16 protein-coding genes are annotated in these 15,348 nt (G+C 42.3%); 8 read left to right on the forward strand and 8 right to left on the reverse strand.

Annotation, left to right across the window (positions count from 1 at the left end; all coding sequences use genetic code 11):
• Window positions 1-82: 82 nt before the first annotated feature.
• Together ACYCS5_RS19405 and ACYCS5_RS19410 are read left to right on the forward strand one after the other, a co-directional pair.
• A complete protein-coding gene (locus tag ACYCS5_RS19405) occupies window positions 83-532 on the forward strand; it encodes a VOC family protein (RefSeq protein ID WP_029517105.1) in 450 nt (149 codons plus the stop codon).
• Window positions 533-647: 115 nt separating this feature from the next.
• Window positions 648-2,126: a protein adenylyltransferase SelO gene (locus ACYCS5_RS19410; RefSeq protein WP_069012890.1), complete on the forward strand. Its 1,479-nt coding sequence runs from the start codon at window positions 648-650 to the stop codon at window positions 2,124-2,126.
• Between the two features lie 113 nt (window positions 2,127-2,239).
• Here ACYCS5_RS19410 and ACYCS5_RS19415 read toward each other — a convergent pair whose 3' ends face one another.
• The 6 genes from ACYCS5_RS19415 to ACYCS5_RS19440 all read right to left on the reverse strand — a co-directional run bounded on the left by ACYCS5_RS19415 (window position 2,240) and on the right by ACYCS5_RS19440 (window position 7,597).
• Entirely contained in the window at window positions 2,240-2,656 is a 417-nt protein-coding gene (locus ACYCS5_RS19415; protein ID WP_459760000.1) for a DUF4280 domain-containing protein, read from the reverse strand.
• Between the two features lie 5 nt (window positions 2,657-2,661).
• Window positions 2,662-3,192, reverse strand: coding sequence for a hypothetical protein (locus ACYCS5_RS19420; protein ID WP_176715766.1), 531 nt, complete (start codon window positions 3,190-3,192; stop codon window positions 2,662-2,664).
• Entirely contained in the window at window positions 3,189-4,451 is a 1,263-nt protein-coding gene (locus ACYCS5_RS19425; RefSeq protein WP_459760001.1) for a pentapeptide repeat-containing protein, read from the reverse strand. The genes ACYCS5_RS19420 and ACYCS5_RS19425 overlap by 4 nt, the downstream gene beginning before the upstream one ends.
• A gap of 12 nt (window positions 4,452-4,463) precedes the next feature.
• Window positions 4,464-5,879, reverse strand: coding sequence for a phage baseplate assembly protein V (locus ACYCS5_RS19430; RefSeq protein WP_340884435.1), 1,416 nt, complete (start codon window positions 5,877-5,879; stop codon window positions 4,464-4,466).
• Entirely contained in the window at window positions 5,876-6,556 is a 681-nt protein-coding gene (locus ACYCS5_RS19435) for a hypothetical protein (RefSeq protein ID WP_029517099.1), read from the reverse strand. The genes ACYCS5_RS19430 and ACYCS5_RS19435 overlap by 4 nt, the downstream gene beginning before the upstream one ends.
• A 165-nt stretch (window positions 6,557-6,721) precedes the next feature.
• Window positions 6,722-7,597 carry an SDR family NAD(P)-dependent oxidoreductase gene (locus ACYCS5_RS19440; RefSeq protein ID WP_459760002.1) on the reverse strand — a complete coding sequence of 292 codons (876 nt, stop codon included), beginning with the start codon at window positions 7,595-7,597 and terminating at the stop codon, window positions 6,722-6,724.
• Between the two features lie 197 nt (window positions 7,598-7,794).
• Here ACYCS5_RS19440 and ACYCS5_RS19445 point away from each other — a divergent pair, with 197 nt between their 5' ends.
• The 3 genes from ACYCS5_RS19445 to ACYCS5_RS19455 all read left to right on the forward strand — a co-directional run bounded on the left by ACYCS5_RS19445 (window position 7,795) and on the right by ACYCS5_RS19455 (window position 10,518).
• Window positions 7,795-8,262, forward strand: coding sequence for a MarR family winged helix-turn-helix transcriptional regulator (locus ACYCS5_RS19445; RefSeq protein ID WP_029517097.1), 468 nt, complete (start codon window positions 7,795-7,797; stop codon window positions 8,260-8,262).
• A gap of 48 nt (window positions 8,263-8,310) precedes the next feature.
• Window positions 8,311-8,742 (forward strand): GNAT family N-acetyltransferase, encoded by a 432-nt coding sequence (locus ACYCS5_RS19450; RefSeq protein WP_459760003.1) that lies wholly within the window; start codon window positions 8,311-8,313, stop codon window positions 8,740-8,742.
• A gap of 396 nt (window positions 8,743-9,138) precedes the next feature.
• Complete coding sequence (locus ACYCS5_RS19455) at window positions 9,139-10,518, forward strand: amino acid permease (RefSeq protein WP_459760004.1); 1,380 nt, start codon at window positions 9,139-9,141, stop codon at window positions 10,516-10,518.
• A 125-nt stretch (window positions 10,519-10,643) separates the two neighbouring features.
• Here ACYCS5_RS19455 and ACYCS5_RS19460 read toward each other — a convergent pair whose 3' ends face one another.
• Both ACYCS5_RS19460 and ACYCS5_RS19465 read right to left on the reverse strand, forming a co-directional pair.
• Window positions 10,644-10,907, reverse strand: a complete 264-nt coding sequence (locus ACYCS5_RS19460; RefSeq protein ID WP_342428087.1) for a DUF3953 domain-containing protein — start codon at window positions 10,905-10,907, stop codon at window positions 10,644-10,646.
• A gap of 192 nt (window positions 10,908-11,099) precedes the next feature.
• A complete protein-coding gene (locus ACYCS5_RS19465) occupies window positions 11,100-12,140 on the reverse strand; it encodes an NAD(P)-dependent alcohol dehydrogenase (protein ID WP_459760005.1) in 1,041 nt (346 codons plus the stop codon).
• 340 nt (window positions 12,141-12,480) lie between these two features.
• Between ACYCS5_RS19465 and ACYCS5_RS19470 the strand changes: the two genes are divergently transcribed.
• From ACYCS5_RS19470 to ACYCS5_RS19480, 3 genes are all read left to right on the forward strand, one after another.
• The gene (locus tag ACYCS5_RS19470) at window positions 12,481-12,897 is read left to right on the forward strand and encodes a MerR family transcriptional regulator (protein ID WP_023987117.1); all 417 of its coding nucleotides are present in this window, start codon (window positions 12,481-12,483) and stop codon (window positions 12,895-12,897) included.
• A 381-nt stretch (window positions 12,898-13,278) separates the two neighbouring features.
• Entirely contained in the window at window positions 13,279-14,205 is a 927-nt protein-coding gene (locus ACYCS5_RS19475; RefSeq protein WP_029517091.1) for a hypothetical protein, read from the forward strand.
• Window positions 14,206-14,341: 136 nt separating this feature from the next.
• Window positions 14,342-15,049 (forward strand): hypothetical protein, encoded by a 708-nt coding sequence (locus tag ACYCS5_RS19480; protein WP_029517090.1) that lies wholly within the window; start codon window positions 14,342-14,344, stop codon window positions 15,047-15,049.
• The last annotated feature ends 299 nt before the right edge of the window (window positions 15,050-15,348 follow it).

Below are 15,348 nucleotides of genomic sequence, written 5' to 3' on the forward strand. Positions count from 1 at the left end.
GGAATATATCAAATTCATAAGATATCTACCTGAGGATTTTACAAAATCCTGACTAAGATTATATATAAAGGAGATTGATATCATGAGTGCAACACTGGAAGTAGCTATTTTCTTATCCATGAACGGAAAGGCAAAGGAAGCTATGCATTTTTACAAAAAACACTTCAACGCAGAGGAATTGTTTCTGGTTACCTATCAAGACATGGCCCAACGTGACAGTTCCATACAGATTACGGATGAAAATGAAAATTATATTTCTCATTCTGTCTTATCCATCGGAAAAACAAAAGTAATGATAGCAGAAGATACAATGAATCCCAGTGAAAAATATACAGTTGGTAATAACACTTCATTATGTATTCAAAGTGCTGACTTAGAAGAAATTAAACATTTTTATCATAGCTTAATTACAGATAATCGCGTGAAAATTATCGTGCCTTTATCTAATAATATGTTTAGCCAAGCCTACGGTATTATTGAAGACCCGTTCGGTATTCAAATACAATTAATGTTTGATAATCGATTACAATAAAAAGGTTGTTAAAAGCTAAAAAGCACAATAGCATGGTGAAAAGTGGATAATAAATGGACAGAGGTAAAAACTAAAAGGGGAAAATCCAAGATACCACAGCAGAAAAGGAGACACTATGACGGAGAGAAAAGAAATAGCAGATAAAATAGGGTGGAACTTCGACAACAGTTACTCTCGTCTGCCGGAATCCATGCTTACAAAGCTCAACCTAACTCCTGTCCGCTCACCAAAGCTGATTATACTTAATCATCCGTTGGCAGCATCACTGGGGTTGAACGGCACGGCGCTGCAAAGGAATGATGGCGTAGCGGAGCTGGCCGGCAACCAAATTCCTGAAGGGGCTACGCCTCTTGCTCAAGCTTACGCAGGACATCAATTCGGGCATTTTAACATGTTAGGAGACGGTCGTGCTCTGCTGCTTGGCGAACAGATCAATCCCTTGGGTGAACGGGTTGATATTCAGCTCAAGGGCTCTGGCAGAACGCCATACTCCCGTGGTGGTGACGGGCGTGCGGCACTTGGTCCGATGCTTCGTGAATACATCATTAGTGAGGCGATGCATGCGCTAGGTATTGCTACCACCCGCAGCTTGGCGGTGGTATCCACAGGTGAGACGATCATCCGGGAAACCGAGCAGCCCGGTGCCATTCTGACCCGTGTGGCTGCCAGTCATCTTCGCGTCGGAACCTTTCAATACGTCTCAGCATGGGGCACGTCCGAAGATCTCCGTGCTCTGGCTGATTATACATTGGAAAGACACTACCCGGAAGTTGCCAATGACGAAAACCGTTACCTTTCACTGCTTCAGGAAGTGATTAAGCGTCAGGCCGAGCTGATTGCCAAATGGCAGCTGGTTGGTTTTATTCACGGGGTGATGAACACCGACAATATGACCCTTAGCGGAGAAACCATTGATTATGGTCCTTGCGCCTTCATGGATACCTATGATCCTGAGACGGTATTCAGTTCCATCGACAGGCAGGGACGCTATGCTTATGCCAATCAGCCGCATATTGCTGCGTGGAATCTCGCGAGATTTGCTGAGACGCTCTTGCCACTGCTGCATGACAACAGGGAGCAGGCTGTCACACTGGCTGAGGATGCAATTTCAGATTTTGTAAAAATGTTTCACAGTCACTGGCTTGCAGGAATGCGAGCGAAGCTAGGGATCTTTAACGAAGAGCAGGAGGATGAATCTCTTATTGAGGATCTTCTGAATATCATGCAGAAGCATCGTGCTGACTACACCAATACCTTCCGTGCCCTAACTTTGGACAAGCTGGAGGATACGGTTCTGTTCAGCACTGAGGAATTCACCCAGTGGCACGAGCAGTGGCAGGCGAGACTGGGCAGACAGCAGGAATCCCAAGATTCATCGCATCAGCTGATGCGCAGCAGCAATCCTGCAATCATCCCGCGCAACCACCGAGTAGAAGAAGCATTGGAAGCTGCGGTGGAACGAGAAGACTACCATGTGATGGAGCAACTCCTTGAAGTTCTTTCGAACCCTTATGCTTATTCTGACGAACAGGCTATTTACTCTACATTGCCTGAGAAATCCAACTGCTCATACCGAACCTTTTGCGGTACCTAATGTAATGTAATCATGTTGAACAACTCGATGATAACCTATTTCATGCGTTGGTGGAGAAGATAGCCATTCTCTCACCAGCGCATTTTGTTTTTATTTTGGTAGGCTGCAACTAATTAATCCAGCACTTGACCGTCATTTTCGATTTGTATGTGCCCGCAATAAAGACATTGATGCGTACAGTTCTGTGTAAGAGCAGGCTGGCCTTCGATGCGCATGTCGCTTTTTCCGTTCAGCCAAGGCATCGTAAGAACAGGAATACATGGAGCCTTTTTCACCCCATAAATATCGACCATCTCACTGGCTTGCACAGCCGGATTCAGCGGACTGGAGCAATTTCCAAAAGATTTTATGTTCACTCCAGGCACATAATCTCCAATATTCATCTGGGCTTTATTTTTGACATACACCCCGTGGCTAAAAGGGCGCTTCAAACGCGTAGGCTGTGTACCATAACTACAGCTTAAAATCGCACCTGCTACGACATAGCTTTTTTTCGCACCTGATCCAGGCTGCACACTTGCTTCTTCCATACGGATTATTCCTCCTTTGTGGACATCTCCACTTTTTGCACACGAACACCTGTAAATGGACGACGCAGCAGACTTTCCGCTACCGCGAGATTGATATAGATATGAGCTTCCAACAAGCCGGCGATCCGAAATATAGACGATTGGATTTTTCCGTGTTTAAGTACCAACTGCTTCAAGGTATGGTCAGGATACCACTCGGTTTGTGAGGAAAGACAATCCACCACAGGTGGACGCAATATCCAGTACACATCCTGCCTGGCCTTCTGAAAATCGGTAAGTATAGCGACCTTCCATTCCAGCTCCGGCATATATTTTTCCAACAGGACTTTCATGGAGTCTGAAACCAGTGGCAAAGGGAACTCCAGAAAATCCGGATATACGGTTCGTGGATCTGTATGTACTGCTAAAAACAGGGGAGTGTCCTCCGCCTGAATGGTATGACCCGAAAGGAGTTCTTCCACCTGCAAGGGAGACAGGGGCGCAGTCTCTACCCGATGCTTTACGCGCTCGTCCACCATGAGTCGAAAATATCTCATTTACCCCCACTCTCCTTACTCACTGTATCTGTTACCTGTGTAACCAGGGGTGCTTCTACAGCAGCAAGACCAATGGCTTCGCTTAGTTGGATATCTGTAAAGATTGCCCGGTGTAGCTTTGCCCCTGTAAAATTAGCTTTTACTAAACATGCACCTATAAACGAAGCGTCAGTGACATCAGCTCCTACAAAGCAGGCACCTGTTAGATCCGCGCCGTTAAATAAAGCTCTTTGCAGCGCGGCATCTTGGAAAGTAGCTCCTTGAAGCTGTGCCTGTTGAAAACGAGCTCCCTGTAAATTAGCTCTTGTAAAATCCACTCCATCCAATCCTAACGGTTCCCAATCCAGCCAAGCATCCGATCCATATTCGCTATTGCTTAAAACTTCGTCCAGTACAGCCTCTTGCAGGGAACAGCCACGGAAATCGGCTCCGTGAAGCAGGCTGTGCGAAAAGTCGGTTCCATCTAGCTGAGCTTCTTGCCATACCGTGCCTACGAGGATACAGTGATGCAATCGGCTTTGTTGCATCCCGATCTGGCGAAAGACTGTATAACGAAAATCCAAGGAACTGTAATCTCCATCCGACAGTTGCACTTGAGACAGTGCTTGGTAGCTGTAGGCCGATTCTTCTTTTTCCTCCAGCCAAGACTTTATGATGTTAGCATCCACGGGTCTTCGATCTTCCCGGTACACGGAGACACTATGATCCATATACTCTCCGACGCGAATCTCAAAAGCTTCTTCACGATCCAACGCCTCAAACTCTGGTAGGTGGACTGCTTGCTTCATAGCCTGACGAACCAGACTAACGATCATCGTATGAAGATATCCCGCTGCTTCCAGCATGATCTGCTCTAATTCAAGTTCGGAAAGGGAGACTTGCTGGTTCAAGGTTTCAGCCCCAAGTTGTTCATGTAATTGAGTCCAATAGAGAAAAATCCAACTTGCATCGTATTCCAACTGAACGGGTTCAGCATCAAGCATCCATAAGGCATCCGTAGCTTCAACAAGATAAACGGGCTTCTGTTCAAGCCATGTGGTGCGCAGCATGGAGTAGGTGATGTAACCGATATGACCTTTACGACCTGTGAGTTGCTTTTGCCGAACGAGCTCACAAAAGGCCCGAAAATGTTCTACTATATGCTGTAATCGTTGTGTTTGTTTTGATTTACATTTCAACGCCCATTCTTTGCGAATGAGAGACCAAGCCTGTTGAAGAGCTGCTTGTTGCTGATCTAACACATCTGTTTGCTTTTCCATTGCTAATCATCCTTAATTTGACTTCACTTCGCTGCCTTTCATATCCGCTGACCCGCTTAATTCAATATGACTGCCGTTACAATCCATACGGAGCTGACTACCTGCGGACAGACTCATCGTCTTTCCCGCAGACAGGCTGAGATTGCCTCCTGCCGAAATATTCACTTGCTTGCTGCTGGTGATATGAATGCCTTCTTTATCATCCAGTTTGATGTAAATAGCGCCGTCCTTGCCTGTAACGACCAGTTCATCCGGTCCCAGCCGAATTTCCTTACCATGCGGGGTACGCCATATTTTCATTTGTGGATTGGAAAAATGGTTATGCGTACTCTTGCGATCTGCCCGTCTCACCGCACTACCTGCCACGCCGTCTTCTTCCCGACTACCGGGGAAATAGAGAGAAACGGAATCGCCTTTTTCTGGCATGACGTACCAGCCAGTATGGCCACCGCCACTGTAAACAGTAGAATAGTTGAACCAGTGTGCTTTGCTTGCGTCTTGTTGTTCATCACAATCCAGATGAATGCGTACCTGATCCTGACGTACGTCCAGTACAACACCGCTTAATGAGGCTCCTGCCAGCTTATCCTGGTAGTAGCTTTTTTGCCGAAATCCCTGGTAAGAACCCAACACATACTGATGCCGCAGCAGTCCTTGACTCATGGCGGTGTAGGCTTCCATGACATACAGGTTATGCCCCTGAAAATTCAACTGAGCGCCCAAGTCGAGTACCTCATCCGTTTCTACCTCATAAAAAATAAAATCGTGTTCACTCAGTTTGGTCTGTTCATTTTCCTGAAAATAACGAAAAGGAAGCAATTGCTTACGTACGGTATAACGGGTATGATCCAGTATCGCCTGTGCAGGGCTGTCCTCAATACCAAAATAAAATTTGGGACTGTCAAAACGGGCTACAGGCATCAGACTCGTATGATAACGGGAGGCTATGCGTCTTAAAAAAGCCCAGTCTGTCTCCTGATACTGAATGGCAAGCCGCCCGATGGCTTCTCCCCCAGTAGCTCCGTCGATCACATCCAGTCCTTCATAGTCCTTACCTATGTGCTCCAGCATTTGAGGAATCGTCATTTTCGTATACTGAAAAGAACGAGTACGCTGCTTCATGTCCATCCGGTACGTATGGGAAATAGCTTCCACCTCCAGATAGTACACACCTCGCACGACTTTTACCTCGACCGAGAGGGCAATCCCACTAAATAGCGGTTTGCTTGCGCCAGACTCATCTTGTTGACTGACTTCAATGATGGTATTTTTTTCTGTCGTTTCCACGTAACTGTCTTGCAAGTCTTCGGGGATAACACCTGTAAAATAAAGCCGAGTATGCTCGTTAACTTTTTTCGTTAAGGTGAGCTCTTCTAAGTCCATTTGTTCATAAGGGTGAATGTGAATTTGATCGTATCCCAGACTCATGGTGTAGTCATTCCTTTCTCATTTGTAGAATAGGTGGAGGGTGGAAGGACAGAAAGGGATTGAACCCAGTATTCTGCTACAGGTAACCAGATTTCGAGATCTACCTCCAGACAGCTAAAGGAACCTATGACAACTCGTCCATTGTGGATGAAGAATAGCATTTCGTTGTATAGATTACCGTCGATCCCCGCCGCCACAAAACGAATCTGCCCAACTGAAAGTCCGGAACCGTTGATAACCATTTCGGTACCTAACCAGTTGCGAATCGGTTGTACAGACCGTAAAATATCCGCCATTTGCTCTACAAAATCGGGCAGCTCTTCCGCTTCCAGAGCAGTATCTGTAGGATTAAAAGTGATATTGATAGTCTCCTCAGATGAGGTATAAATGACCTTTGGTCGATGCTCTGAAGGATATTTGATTATAGCTTGCTCCATTGGCATAGGAGTAAAGGACTTGGGAATGTAGAAACCAATTTCTCCGTGTAGTATTGTAATGGGCTCCAATGCGAGATAATCGTTTTCAATATGAAGTAGCTTTGTTTCTTCAAACATGGAACCGTACTGTTCCGATTTCTGAGTTTGAGCTGGAATGGATTTCACATTATCGTTATTAGCTGTCTTCCGATCCACCATTTTAGCTTTGAGGCTAAGTATATGCTCGTCTAGATAGTTCATAGGAAGCCCCCTTTTAGGAAAAATACACGTTTGTACTTGAATATGTAAAGATGGAAGGAGATATTTAAGTACAGAACCAGCATATGTATTTATCGGTTAAAAGAGAGATTTAGTTTACAAAATGAACCATTCGTTGGGGGGCATTATTTGATAATAGCTCCTATTTCATGCCATAACCCCTTTTTGCCGTAACAATTCGGTAGTAGTACTCCAAAGTAGGCGTTGCATCTTGCTATCCCCACCAGGATATGTCGGCACAATCGGCTTACCAGTGCCAACATTAAAATATCCACCTGTCACTTCTCGATATTGAGATTCTGTTGCTAAACGAATAATAATCTCTGCTCCTTTCCGTGGGTCTCCGATGTGCAAAGCGTTCAATATTTTTGCAAGTACTGAAGAAAATCCCAACTCACGGCCAAGGCCAGTAACGTTAAATCCTGGATTAAGTGCGTTAACTACGATTCCGGTTCCATCCAACTGGCGTCCAAGTTCTTCTGTAAACATGATATTAAGAAGTTTAGTCTTTCCGTATATCTTAGATGAACCTCTTGCGGTAAATGCAGATATATCTGTTAAATCCTCCGGTAATTTTAATTCGCCATGGTTGCGTGACGCTTCAGAAGCCACATTGACGATCCTAGCATTTGTGGATTCCATTAGTGAATTGAGTAGGGTATGCGTTAACAGCCACGGGGCAAGATAGTTTACGGCTATCATTTCTGCCAAACCCTCTGAGGTTATTCGCTGTTCAAATCCATGTAATCCAGCATTGTTCACTAATACATCAATCTTTGGATAATTAGCTTTAATTTCATCACCAATACGCCTGACATCCTTCATAAGAGACAAGTCCCCGAAAAAAAAGTCTACCTTTGTACTTGGCGCCAGATCTTTTAGAATATTTTTAGTCGTTTCAGCACGCTTTTCATTTCTGGCTGTTAAGACTAGATGCGCTCCGCGTTGGGCTAATTCAATTGCTACTAATTGTCCAAGACCGTTAGTAGCACCAGTGATTACAATAGTCGGGTATGTCGACATATACATCATCCTCCTAATTCTCGATCCAATTACATTCTTATTCATGCTTACGCTTTACGGTTGTAGATGCTTTATACTGTAGATCTTCTGCTTGACACTTACCAAAGCCGAAAATATGATTGATATATATCAAGTATATGTATTTTAATTGATATATGTCAAATATATTCGAACTCATTCAAATAAGGTGGAGACATATGGATCATAAAACTCAACATTCAAATTCTACAAGAGAGCAATTAGAACTGAATCTTGGTGAACAACTTAATGCACTTATAAGCGCGTCACATGCACTCAATGTAAGAACAGCGGCACTTTTCGATCCATCATTACAACCTGCGGCTTTTCTGATCGTACGCTGCCTTCTTTCGTACGGTCCGGCAAGCGCTACATTTTTGGCGGAATCCACCGCTATGGATCGAAGCTCTGTCAGCCGACTTGTTACTCAGCTTAAACACTTGAATTATGTAAAAAGTGAAACTCACCCTGAGGATCGTCGGGGAGTGTTAATATCCCTGACAGCTAATGGTCGTGAAAAAGCCCTAGAAGCTTTAAAAGAAAAAGAAAATGAGTTTTATCAACGTATTTCAACATGGGAGAATTCCAAACTTGAAGCGTTTATTGGTATGCTGAATTGTTTTAACGGTCAAGATTGCGAGGAGTAATGATTCGACATAAAGCATCGGATGATGAAAATAGGGGGCTTTCAAAAAGTGAAAGAAAAAAATGTTAGGGAAATTAGGGCAACTGATTATCATGATATTTATTTGTTAAACCAAGACTTTAATCCCAATCTATATCTATTTCCTGAAGTAAAAGTAAAAGAGAAGATTGAAATGATTATAAAGGAATCAAAAGATGTAATCTTTGTTTATGAAGAAAACAACGAGGTATTAGGATATATTCATGGAAGCCCACATGAATTACTTTTTTCTGAATCTTTGGTGAATATACTAGGATTTGTTGTTAAAGAAAAGTATAGAAATCAAGGTGTAGGTAGCATGTTGATTGAGCGTCTTGAACAGTGGGGAAAGTCCCATGGATTTTCCGGGATCAAACTGTTATCTCACCCAAGTCGGATACAGGCTCACAGGTTCTATGAACGACGTGGTATATGTTTACCAAGGATCAGAAAAATTTTATAAAAAGTCTCAAATAAATACATAGGCTTAATATCGTGATATTTATCATTGAAAAACTAGTTATGTTTAGCACTCTAATGCATCGCATTAAATTGACCATTGTTCAGAAAACATGAATCACCTTCCTTTCCATTTCATGCCTAAATATGTCTGTTAATTAGCAGTTGTATTTAGGCGTTTTTTGTCATACAATGCATCTAATGCTACGGACTCGGTCTTAGAAACAGTAAGGTTTGGACGGTAAATAGGACGTGGTTTCCTTGTATATTTAAGAATCGTGGAACTACTTTGTAGTCGTTCACTCACGACCACGTCAGTCTGAAAAATTAATAATGTTTGGGGGCAGTTTTCCGGATCATTAGCGTTTGATGATGAACATATACGAAGGGGAGCGTTCTTTTGGAATCGAAACAATTAACGAGAGGGCTAAAGCCACGGCACGTTGAGTTGATTGCGCTTGGAGGCACGATTGGCGTCGGTTTGTTTATGGGGTCGGCAAGTACGATAAAATGGGCAGGTCCCTCAGTACTGTTGGCTTATCTCTTAGCTGGGATTATTATGTTTTTTGTCATGCGGATCATGGGGGAAATGCTGATTCTTGAACCGGTGACAGGCTCATTCGCTACATTTGCTCATAAATATATCAGCCCTTTAGCCGGTTTCTTGACCGCCTGGAGCTATTGGTTTTTATGGGTTACCGTAGGGATGGCAGAAGTCACTGCGATTGGGGTATATGTGGGCTACTGGTTCCCGGATATCCCGCAATGGTTGCCGGCTTTGGCAGGTGTAATTATTATTGCATTGGCCAATTTGGCGGCTGTGAAATTTTATGGGGAATTTGAGTTTTGGTTTGCGATGATTAAAATTGTCGCCATTATCTTCATGCTAGTAGTGGGTACGGGGATGATCTTCTTTGGCCTCGGTAACGGTGGACAACCGATAGGTCTATCCAATCTGTACAGCCAGGGCGGCTTCTTTGCAGGTGGTTTGAAAGGGTTTCTATTTGCACTCTGCATTGTAACAGCGGCTTACCAAGGGATAGAGATGGTGGGTATTACGGCAGGTGAAGCTGAAAATCCGAAAATGACACTGCGAAAAGCCATTAAAAACATCATCTGGCGTATTTTGATTTTCTATGTGGGTGCAATCTTTGTCATTGTTACGATTTATCCTTGGAACCAAATTGGAGAGATCGGTAGCCCATTTGTTCTGACTTTTGCCAAGGTAGGAATTGTGGCTGCTGCGGGTATCATTAACTTTGTTGTTCTTACAGCAGCGATGTCCGGCTGCAACAGTGGTATTTACAGCGCGGGCAGAATGTTATATACATTGGCTAAGAACGGACAAGCTCCCAAGTTTTTTGGGAAGGTTTCTGCAAGCGGCGTTCCTAGAAATAGTATAATAACGACCATTTCTTTGCTGCTGGTAGGAGTGTTATTTAACTACTTAATGCCTGATTCCAAACTGTTTCTGTACATTTACAGCGCGAGTGTTCTCCCGGGTATGGTACCTTGGTTTGCATTAGCCATCAGCCAATTTAAATTCAGGAAAAAGTGGAAGGACGAAATGAAGGATCACACCTTTAAGTCTCGTTTTTTTCCAATCAGTAATTACATCACCATTGTCTTTTTGTTGCTTGTGATCGTTGGAATGTGGTTTAATCCAGACACACGCTTGTCGTTGATTGTCGGGGCATCATTCATGGCGATCGTCATTATTGGATATTTTGTCTTTGGCATAGGAAAGCGGCAGAGAATTGAAGAATTAGAGGAAAACTAAAAAATTGCTAAATATGTAACATTTGCCGAGCGCAATTCAGATGATCCTGAGTTCGCTCGGCTTTTCTTTTACATGACGAGAGAGAGGGCTATGGAAGGTTATTACTGAGGTATAGAACCGTGTGGTTAGCCTGTTCGCACTATAAGTGTAAATACAAATACAAAAAAAGTGAGAAGGGAAACGATAAAGCTGGCTATTGCCATACTTTTACGATTGGCCTTAAACTCCGTGATGCCAGAACATAAAAGCACGAGACTAAGAAAAAATTGTGCGATTTTGTATGAATGCTTGTAGGTATCTGGATATACGAGGGATAAAGAAGAAAAGATCATAACAACTACAGCAAATATTAAAGTGAGGATTCTGTAAATATCCATTTTCTTAAACATAGATAAGTCCCACCTTCCTATATATTCCTATTTCATTATATTCTAAGGGTGGAATCTTTGGATTACAAATAAATACAAAAAGAGGAAATGGACAAAAAGATGGTAGACAGAATAAAGTGAAGGTGTCCCAAGTAATACTTTGGGGACACCTTCACAATTAAGATCACTTGTACAACTTATGATTTACATAGCTTACATTGTGCTAATGTCAATCACGAATCTATACTTCACATCAGAAGCTAACACCCGTTTGTAGGCTTCGTCAATCTGGTCGGCCGAAATTACTTCAATTTTAGGAACAATATTGTGTTCTGCACAAAAATCCAACATTTCCTGTGTCTCACGGATGCCTCCTATCATTGAACCAGCAAATGAACGGCGATGTCCGATAAGGGACATCACATTTAGTGACAACGGCTCCCCAGGGGCACCGACATTCACTAAAGTTCCATCTAGATTGAGTAGTGCAAAATAAGCATCCATATCGATGGCAGCACTTACCGTGTTAATAATCAAATCAAAGTGCCCAGCAAGTTTTTCAAATGTTTCTGGTTCGCTTGTAGCATAATAGTGATCCGCACCAAATTGCAAGCCATCATCTTTTTTCTTTAATGTTTGGGATAGAACGGTTACCTCAGCACCCATAGCATGTGCGATCTTGACAGCCATATGGCCAAGGCCTCCCATTCCCACAACGGCCACTTTCTTATCTGGACCAGCACCCCAGCGGTTCAACGGTGAATAAGTCGTAATACCTGCACAAAGTAATGGAGCAGCCACGTCAAGCTCAATGTTATCTGGAATTTTTACTACAAAATCCTCAGTTACGACAATGTGGGTAGAATATCCGCCTTGTGTAGGCTCGCCGTATTTGTCAACACCAGCATAGGTAGGGACATTTCCTTTAAGGCAGTATTGTTCCTCTCCTTTACGACAGTTCTCACATTCGCCACAGGAATCAACCATACAGCCAACCCCTACCCGGTCACCAACGCTGTACTTTGTAACCTCAGATCCTACCTCCGTGACAATCCCTGCAATTTCATGTCCAGGTACGAGAGGGTAGTTCACTGGCCCCCATTCGCCGTGAGCAGTGTGGATGTCAGAATGGCATATGCCGGCATATTTAATTTCAATCAGAACATCGTGTGAAACAAGATCCCGTCGTTTAATTTCAGCCGATCGAAATGGTTTGTCTGGGCCATCGACAGCTCGTGCTTTAGCAGTTATCATAAATAGCCTCCTATTATTTGTATTTTTCAAGAGAATGCAGTTATATCGGTATAAATTGAAAACTAGCTGAAGTCGGTTGAAGTTCCCCTTCATTCATTTCCATTTATACTTTTTCTCTTGCAAATCAATGTTAATCCTTATAGTTAACTCTAAGTCAAGCGCAGGTTTATAAGCGTCTATTCAGTAATGTTGTTTTCTTGCTAATTATATTTCGTTAGATAGCACCTGATTCTACTTTTCCTATAAGGGGACTTTGACATTCTACAAATACCTTGATAGAATCCCCCTTATATCATAGAGTTAACTCGAAGTCTATGTCATTAAGAATAGGAGATACATGATGAAGACGTATTCTATCAGCGAAGTTGCAAAAGAATTGAATCTTACAGCATACGCTTTGCGTTACTACGACAAGGAGGGACTTATGCCTTTTGTAGAACGGACATCTAGCGGAACAAGATTATTTAAAGAATCCGATATCGACGCTTTAAAAATAATTGAATGTCTAAAATCCACCGGGATGCCGATCAAAGAAATTAAAAATTTCATTGATTGGTGTTCTGGTGGGGATTCCACACTACAACAAAGATATGACATGTTTATGGAACGAAAAGCTACTGTAGAAGCACAAATGGAAGAACTTAAAAAAACAATGGAAGTTATTGAACATAAATGCTCATATTACAAAACTGCATTGGAAGCCGGAACGGAAAATATTCATAAAAACAATAAAATAGGGAGTCTCATTACTAACTAATAGAAAAGCATTTGTAATTCATCCATTTATATGAATTACAGGTGCTTTCGTTTGTAATATTCGATTTACTACAACCTACTGATTTAAAACAGCACGATCGGTTTTAGAAAACTAGGAACCAAATATGATGTAACTTGAACAGGCAGGAGTAGTACCGAGGATCAAGTATTCCGAAAGTCAACGGGCAATTTGCCCATTATGTAGGTTGAGAGCCACGACTTTAGTTCAGAAAACAACGAATTACTATAGAATCATCGAAGATAATCAGGAGTATGGTCCAGTATTCTCTCATTTTTATTTTTGATAAGATTAATTCCATATTATTGAAGTCTACTATCAAACCACGAAAGAATGATACATAAGGAAATGAGGAAGATACTGATGAAGGCAAAAGCGTATATTATTTTGTTGACTGCTGTAATAAGTTTAACTGCTATGCTGACCGCATGCGGTGACTCCAAGAAGCAAATTGAAGGTGAATCTACGACTGGAGCAGCAACGGCAACCACTACGACTACCCAGAATGCCAAGGCGGACAATGCGGAACAGGCTGGTGTGGATGGTGTTGTGAGCAATACTACAGACCAAGCTACAAAAAGTAATGGAAAGACGTATTCCGACGTGGCTAAAGAAGCAACGAAACCCGATCAGCCAGCAGGACAAATAGGGTTAAATACGACGCAGGAGCAGCTTCTTACCTTTGCCGATCGTTATGGACTGGTACGAGTGCAGGATCATCCGATTCGGCGGGTTTCCGATCCAACTGGGAAACATGTAAACATTGCAAATTACAGTGATTCTGTCGTGAATTTATATACAGAAGAACCCATCCACCTGAATACAGATGAATTTATTCATGAAGCTTATAATTTTTTTACAGAGGGAGTTGCTCCAGGTGAGTCCTACAAGAAGTGGGAGGAAACCTCTAATACTGAAAGAGGACTCGTCAAAATGCTCTATTTGTCACGAGAGGGACTTCATATTTTAGAAGAAGCGATGAAGACGCATGATTATTCTAGTCCATCGGTCCAAAATACGCTGGGATTTTTTAAGGTTGCCTCGAAATTTGAGTCTATGATGCCTGTTGCCCAGACACCTACAGACATCAGCTTGTACGATATGTACGATCAACGCGTTAAGCCCGAGTGGAAGAAACTAAGTGACATTAAAAACCCTGCCGCGAATGAAAAAGCCTTCGCTGCGGCCTATCAAAAAGCAAGAGATGAGACCAATAATCTTATGGGGCTATTAAACATTATGGTGTCTACAGAAATGGAAAAACGTCTCAAAGCTGCAACCGATCAGTAAAACACAGGCAAATAGTAAATTATCAAGGACATAATTTATCCACACTTTCTTCTAATATTTAACTGTCGATAGATTTATTGAAAAGCTATAATGCTAATGATGATTTGAGTGTACTTGGAGAAAAGAGGTTGAGGGTATGAAGTTGAAAAAATGGCCGTTAGTATTCATGATAGGTATTCTCATGCTGTTATCCGTAGGCTGGAACAGTGGAGTATCTTATGCGAAATATTATTACGAATACACTTGGGATCAGTACAAGGGGACTGAAATCAAGACGTACAGGCTGACACCAGTAGCTGGAAGAGCCGGATTCATGGATCAGGAAAAGGCCTTAGCTGCTATTGGCAAAACCCCGAATGTGTATGGAAAGTTCAGTGGCTATAGAACAGAGAAAACAACTGAAATTGCAACCAAGAGTGTAACAGATGAGGTTTATAAATATGCAGTTGTTGATTTTATTAGCGACAAGGAGCCAGAAACTGTAGAATACGTTAATCCAAAAGGTGGAGTTCCTCATACATGGAACGGAACCGATGAGATTCGAATTTTTATGAGAGGGTCTGAGGCAGCTTCTTTGGCAGAGCTGTTTTATGAGGGAACTCCAAGTGAAGGACGCTATCATTTTAATGCTGACGATGTCTACTTAGTTACATTCTGGTCCAACACAGTAAAATCAATCACTGGAATGTCTGCTGAAGCGCTAGTTGAGGAAGGCCCCCCTGCGTTTATAAATCGAGAGTTGGTTGGTCAAATAAAAGGCAAAGATCCTGCTGCCTATCCACAAAATGGGGCTTTAAACGGCTACTTTTATGTTTATAAGGGTTCTGAGTTTAAAGAGAATTAAAACAGCAGACAGAATTTTATAAGTATATATGTACACGAGAACGAGATAACATTTTGTATTCTTCAAGCGAATGCGGATACAGATGTTATCTCTTTTTTTATTTGTAAACGGGATCAACATAGTAACACAAAAAGATGATAAATATTTAATTACCAATGAAAACCATTGTTTAGTGATAGGGAATTACGGCTTAAAAAAAGATGGTGAATAAACAGGATAGTAGATTGCCAAAACTACTTTTTTTACTGGCTTTATTCAATCCTAGGGAGATTATTCCGATAATTCAAGTATATACAGTT

Source organism: Paenibacillus sp. SEL3, assembly GCF_054602585.1.

Excerpts from the sequence above, each read along its gene's own strand:
- ACYCS5_RS19405 (WP_029517105.1), top strand. The coding sequence starts at position 83 with ATGAGTGCAACACTGGAAGTAGCTATTTTCTTATCCATGAACGGAAAG.
- ACYCS5_RS19410 (WP_069012890.1), top strand. The coding sequence starts at position 648 with ATGACGGAGAGAAAAGAAATAGCAGATAAAATAGGGTGGAACTTCGAC.
- ACYCS5_RS19415 (WP_459760000.1), bottom strand. The coding sequence starts at position 2,656 with ATGGAAGAAGCAAGTGTGCAGCCTGGATCAGGTGCGAAAAAAAGCTAT.
- ACYCS5_RS19420 (WP_176715766.1), bottom strand. The coding sequence starts at position 3,192 with ATGAGATATTTTCGACTCATGGTGGACGAGCGCGTAAAGCATCGGGTA.
- ACYCS5_RS19425 (WP_459760001.1), bottom strand. The coding sequence starts at position 4,451 with ATGGAAAAGCAAACAGATGTGTTAGATCAGCAACAAGCAGCTCTTCAA.
- ACYCS5_RS19430 (WP_340884435.1), bottom strand. The coding sequence starts at position 5,879 with ATGAGTCTGGGATACGATCAAATTCACATTCACCCTTATGAACAAATG.
- ACYCS5_RS19435 (WP_029517099.1), bottom strand. The coding sequence starts at position 6,556 with ATGAACTATCTAGACGAGCATATACTTAGCCTCAAAGCTAAAATGGTG.
- ACYCS5_RS19440 (WP_459760002.1), bottom strand. The coding sequence starts at position 7,597 with ATGTCGACATACCCGACTATTGTAATCACTGGTGCTACTAACGGTCTT.
- ACYCS5_RS19445 (WP_029517097.1), top strand. The coding sequence starts at position 7,795 with ATGGATCATAAAACTCAACATTCAAATTCTACAAGAGAGCAATTAGAA.
- ACYCS5_RS19460 (WP_342428087.1), bottom strand. The coding sequence starts at position 10,907 with ATGTTTAAGAAAATGGATATTTACAGAATCCTCACTTTAATATTTGCT.
- ACYCS5_RS19465 (WP_459760005.1), bottom strand. The coding sequence starts at position 12,140 with ATGATAACTGCTAAAGCACGAGCTGTCGATGGCCCAGACAAACCATTT.
- ACYCS5_RS19470 (WP_023987117.1), top strand. The coding sequence starts at position 12,481 with ATGAAGACGTATTCTATCAGCGAAGTTGCAAAAGAATTGAATCTTACA.
- ACYCS5_RS19475 (WP_029517091.1), top strand. The coding sequence starts at position 13,279 with ATGAAGGCAAAAGCGTATATTATTTTGTTGACTGCTGTAATAAGTTTA.
- ACYCS5_RS19480 (WP_029517090.1), top strand. The coding sequence starts at position 14,342 with ATGAAGTTGAAAAAATGGCCGTTAGTATTCATGATAGGTATTCTCATG.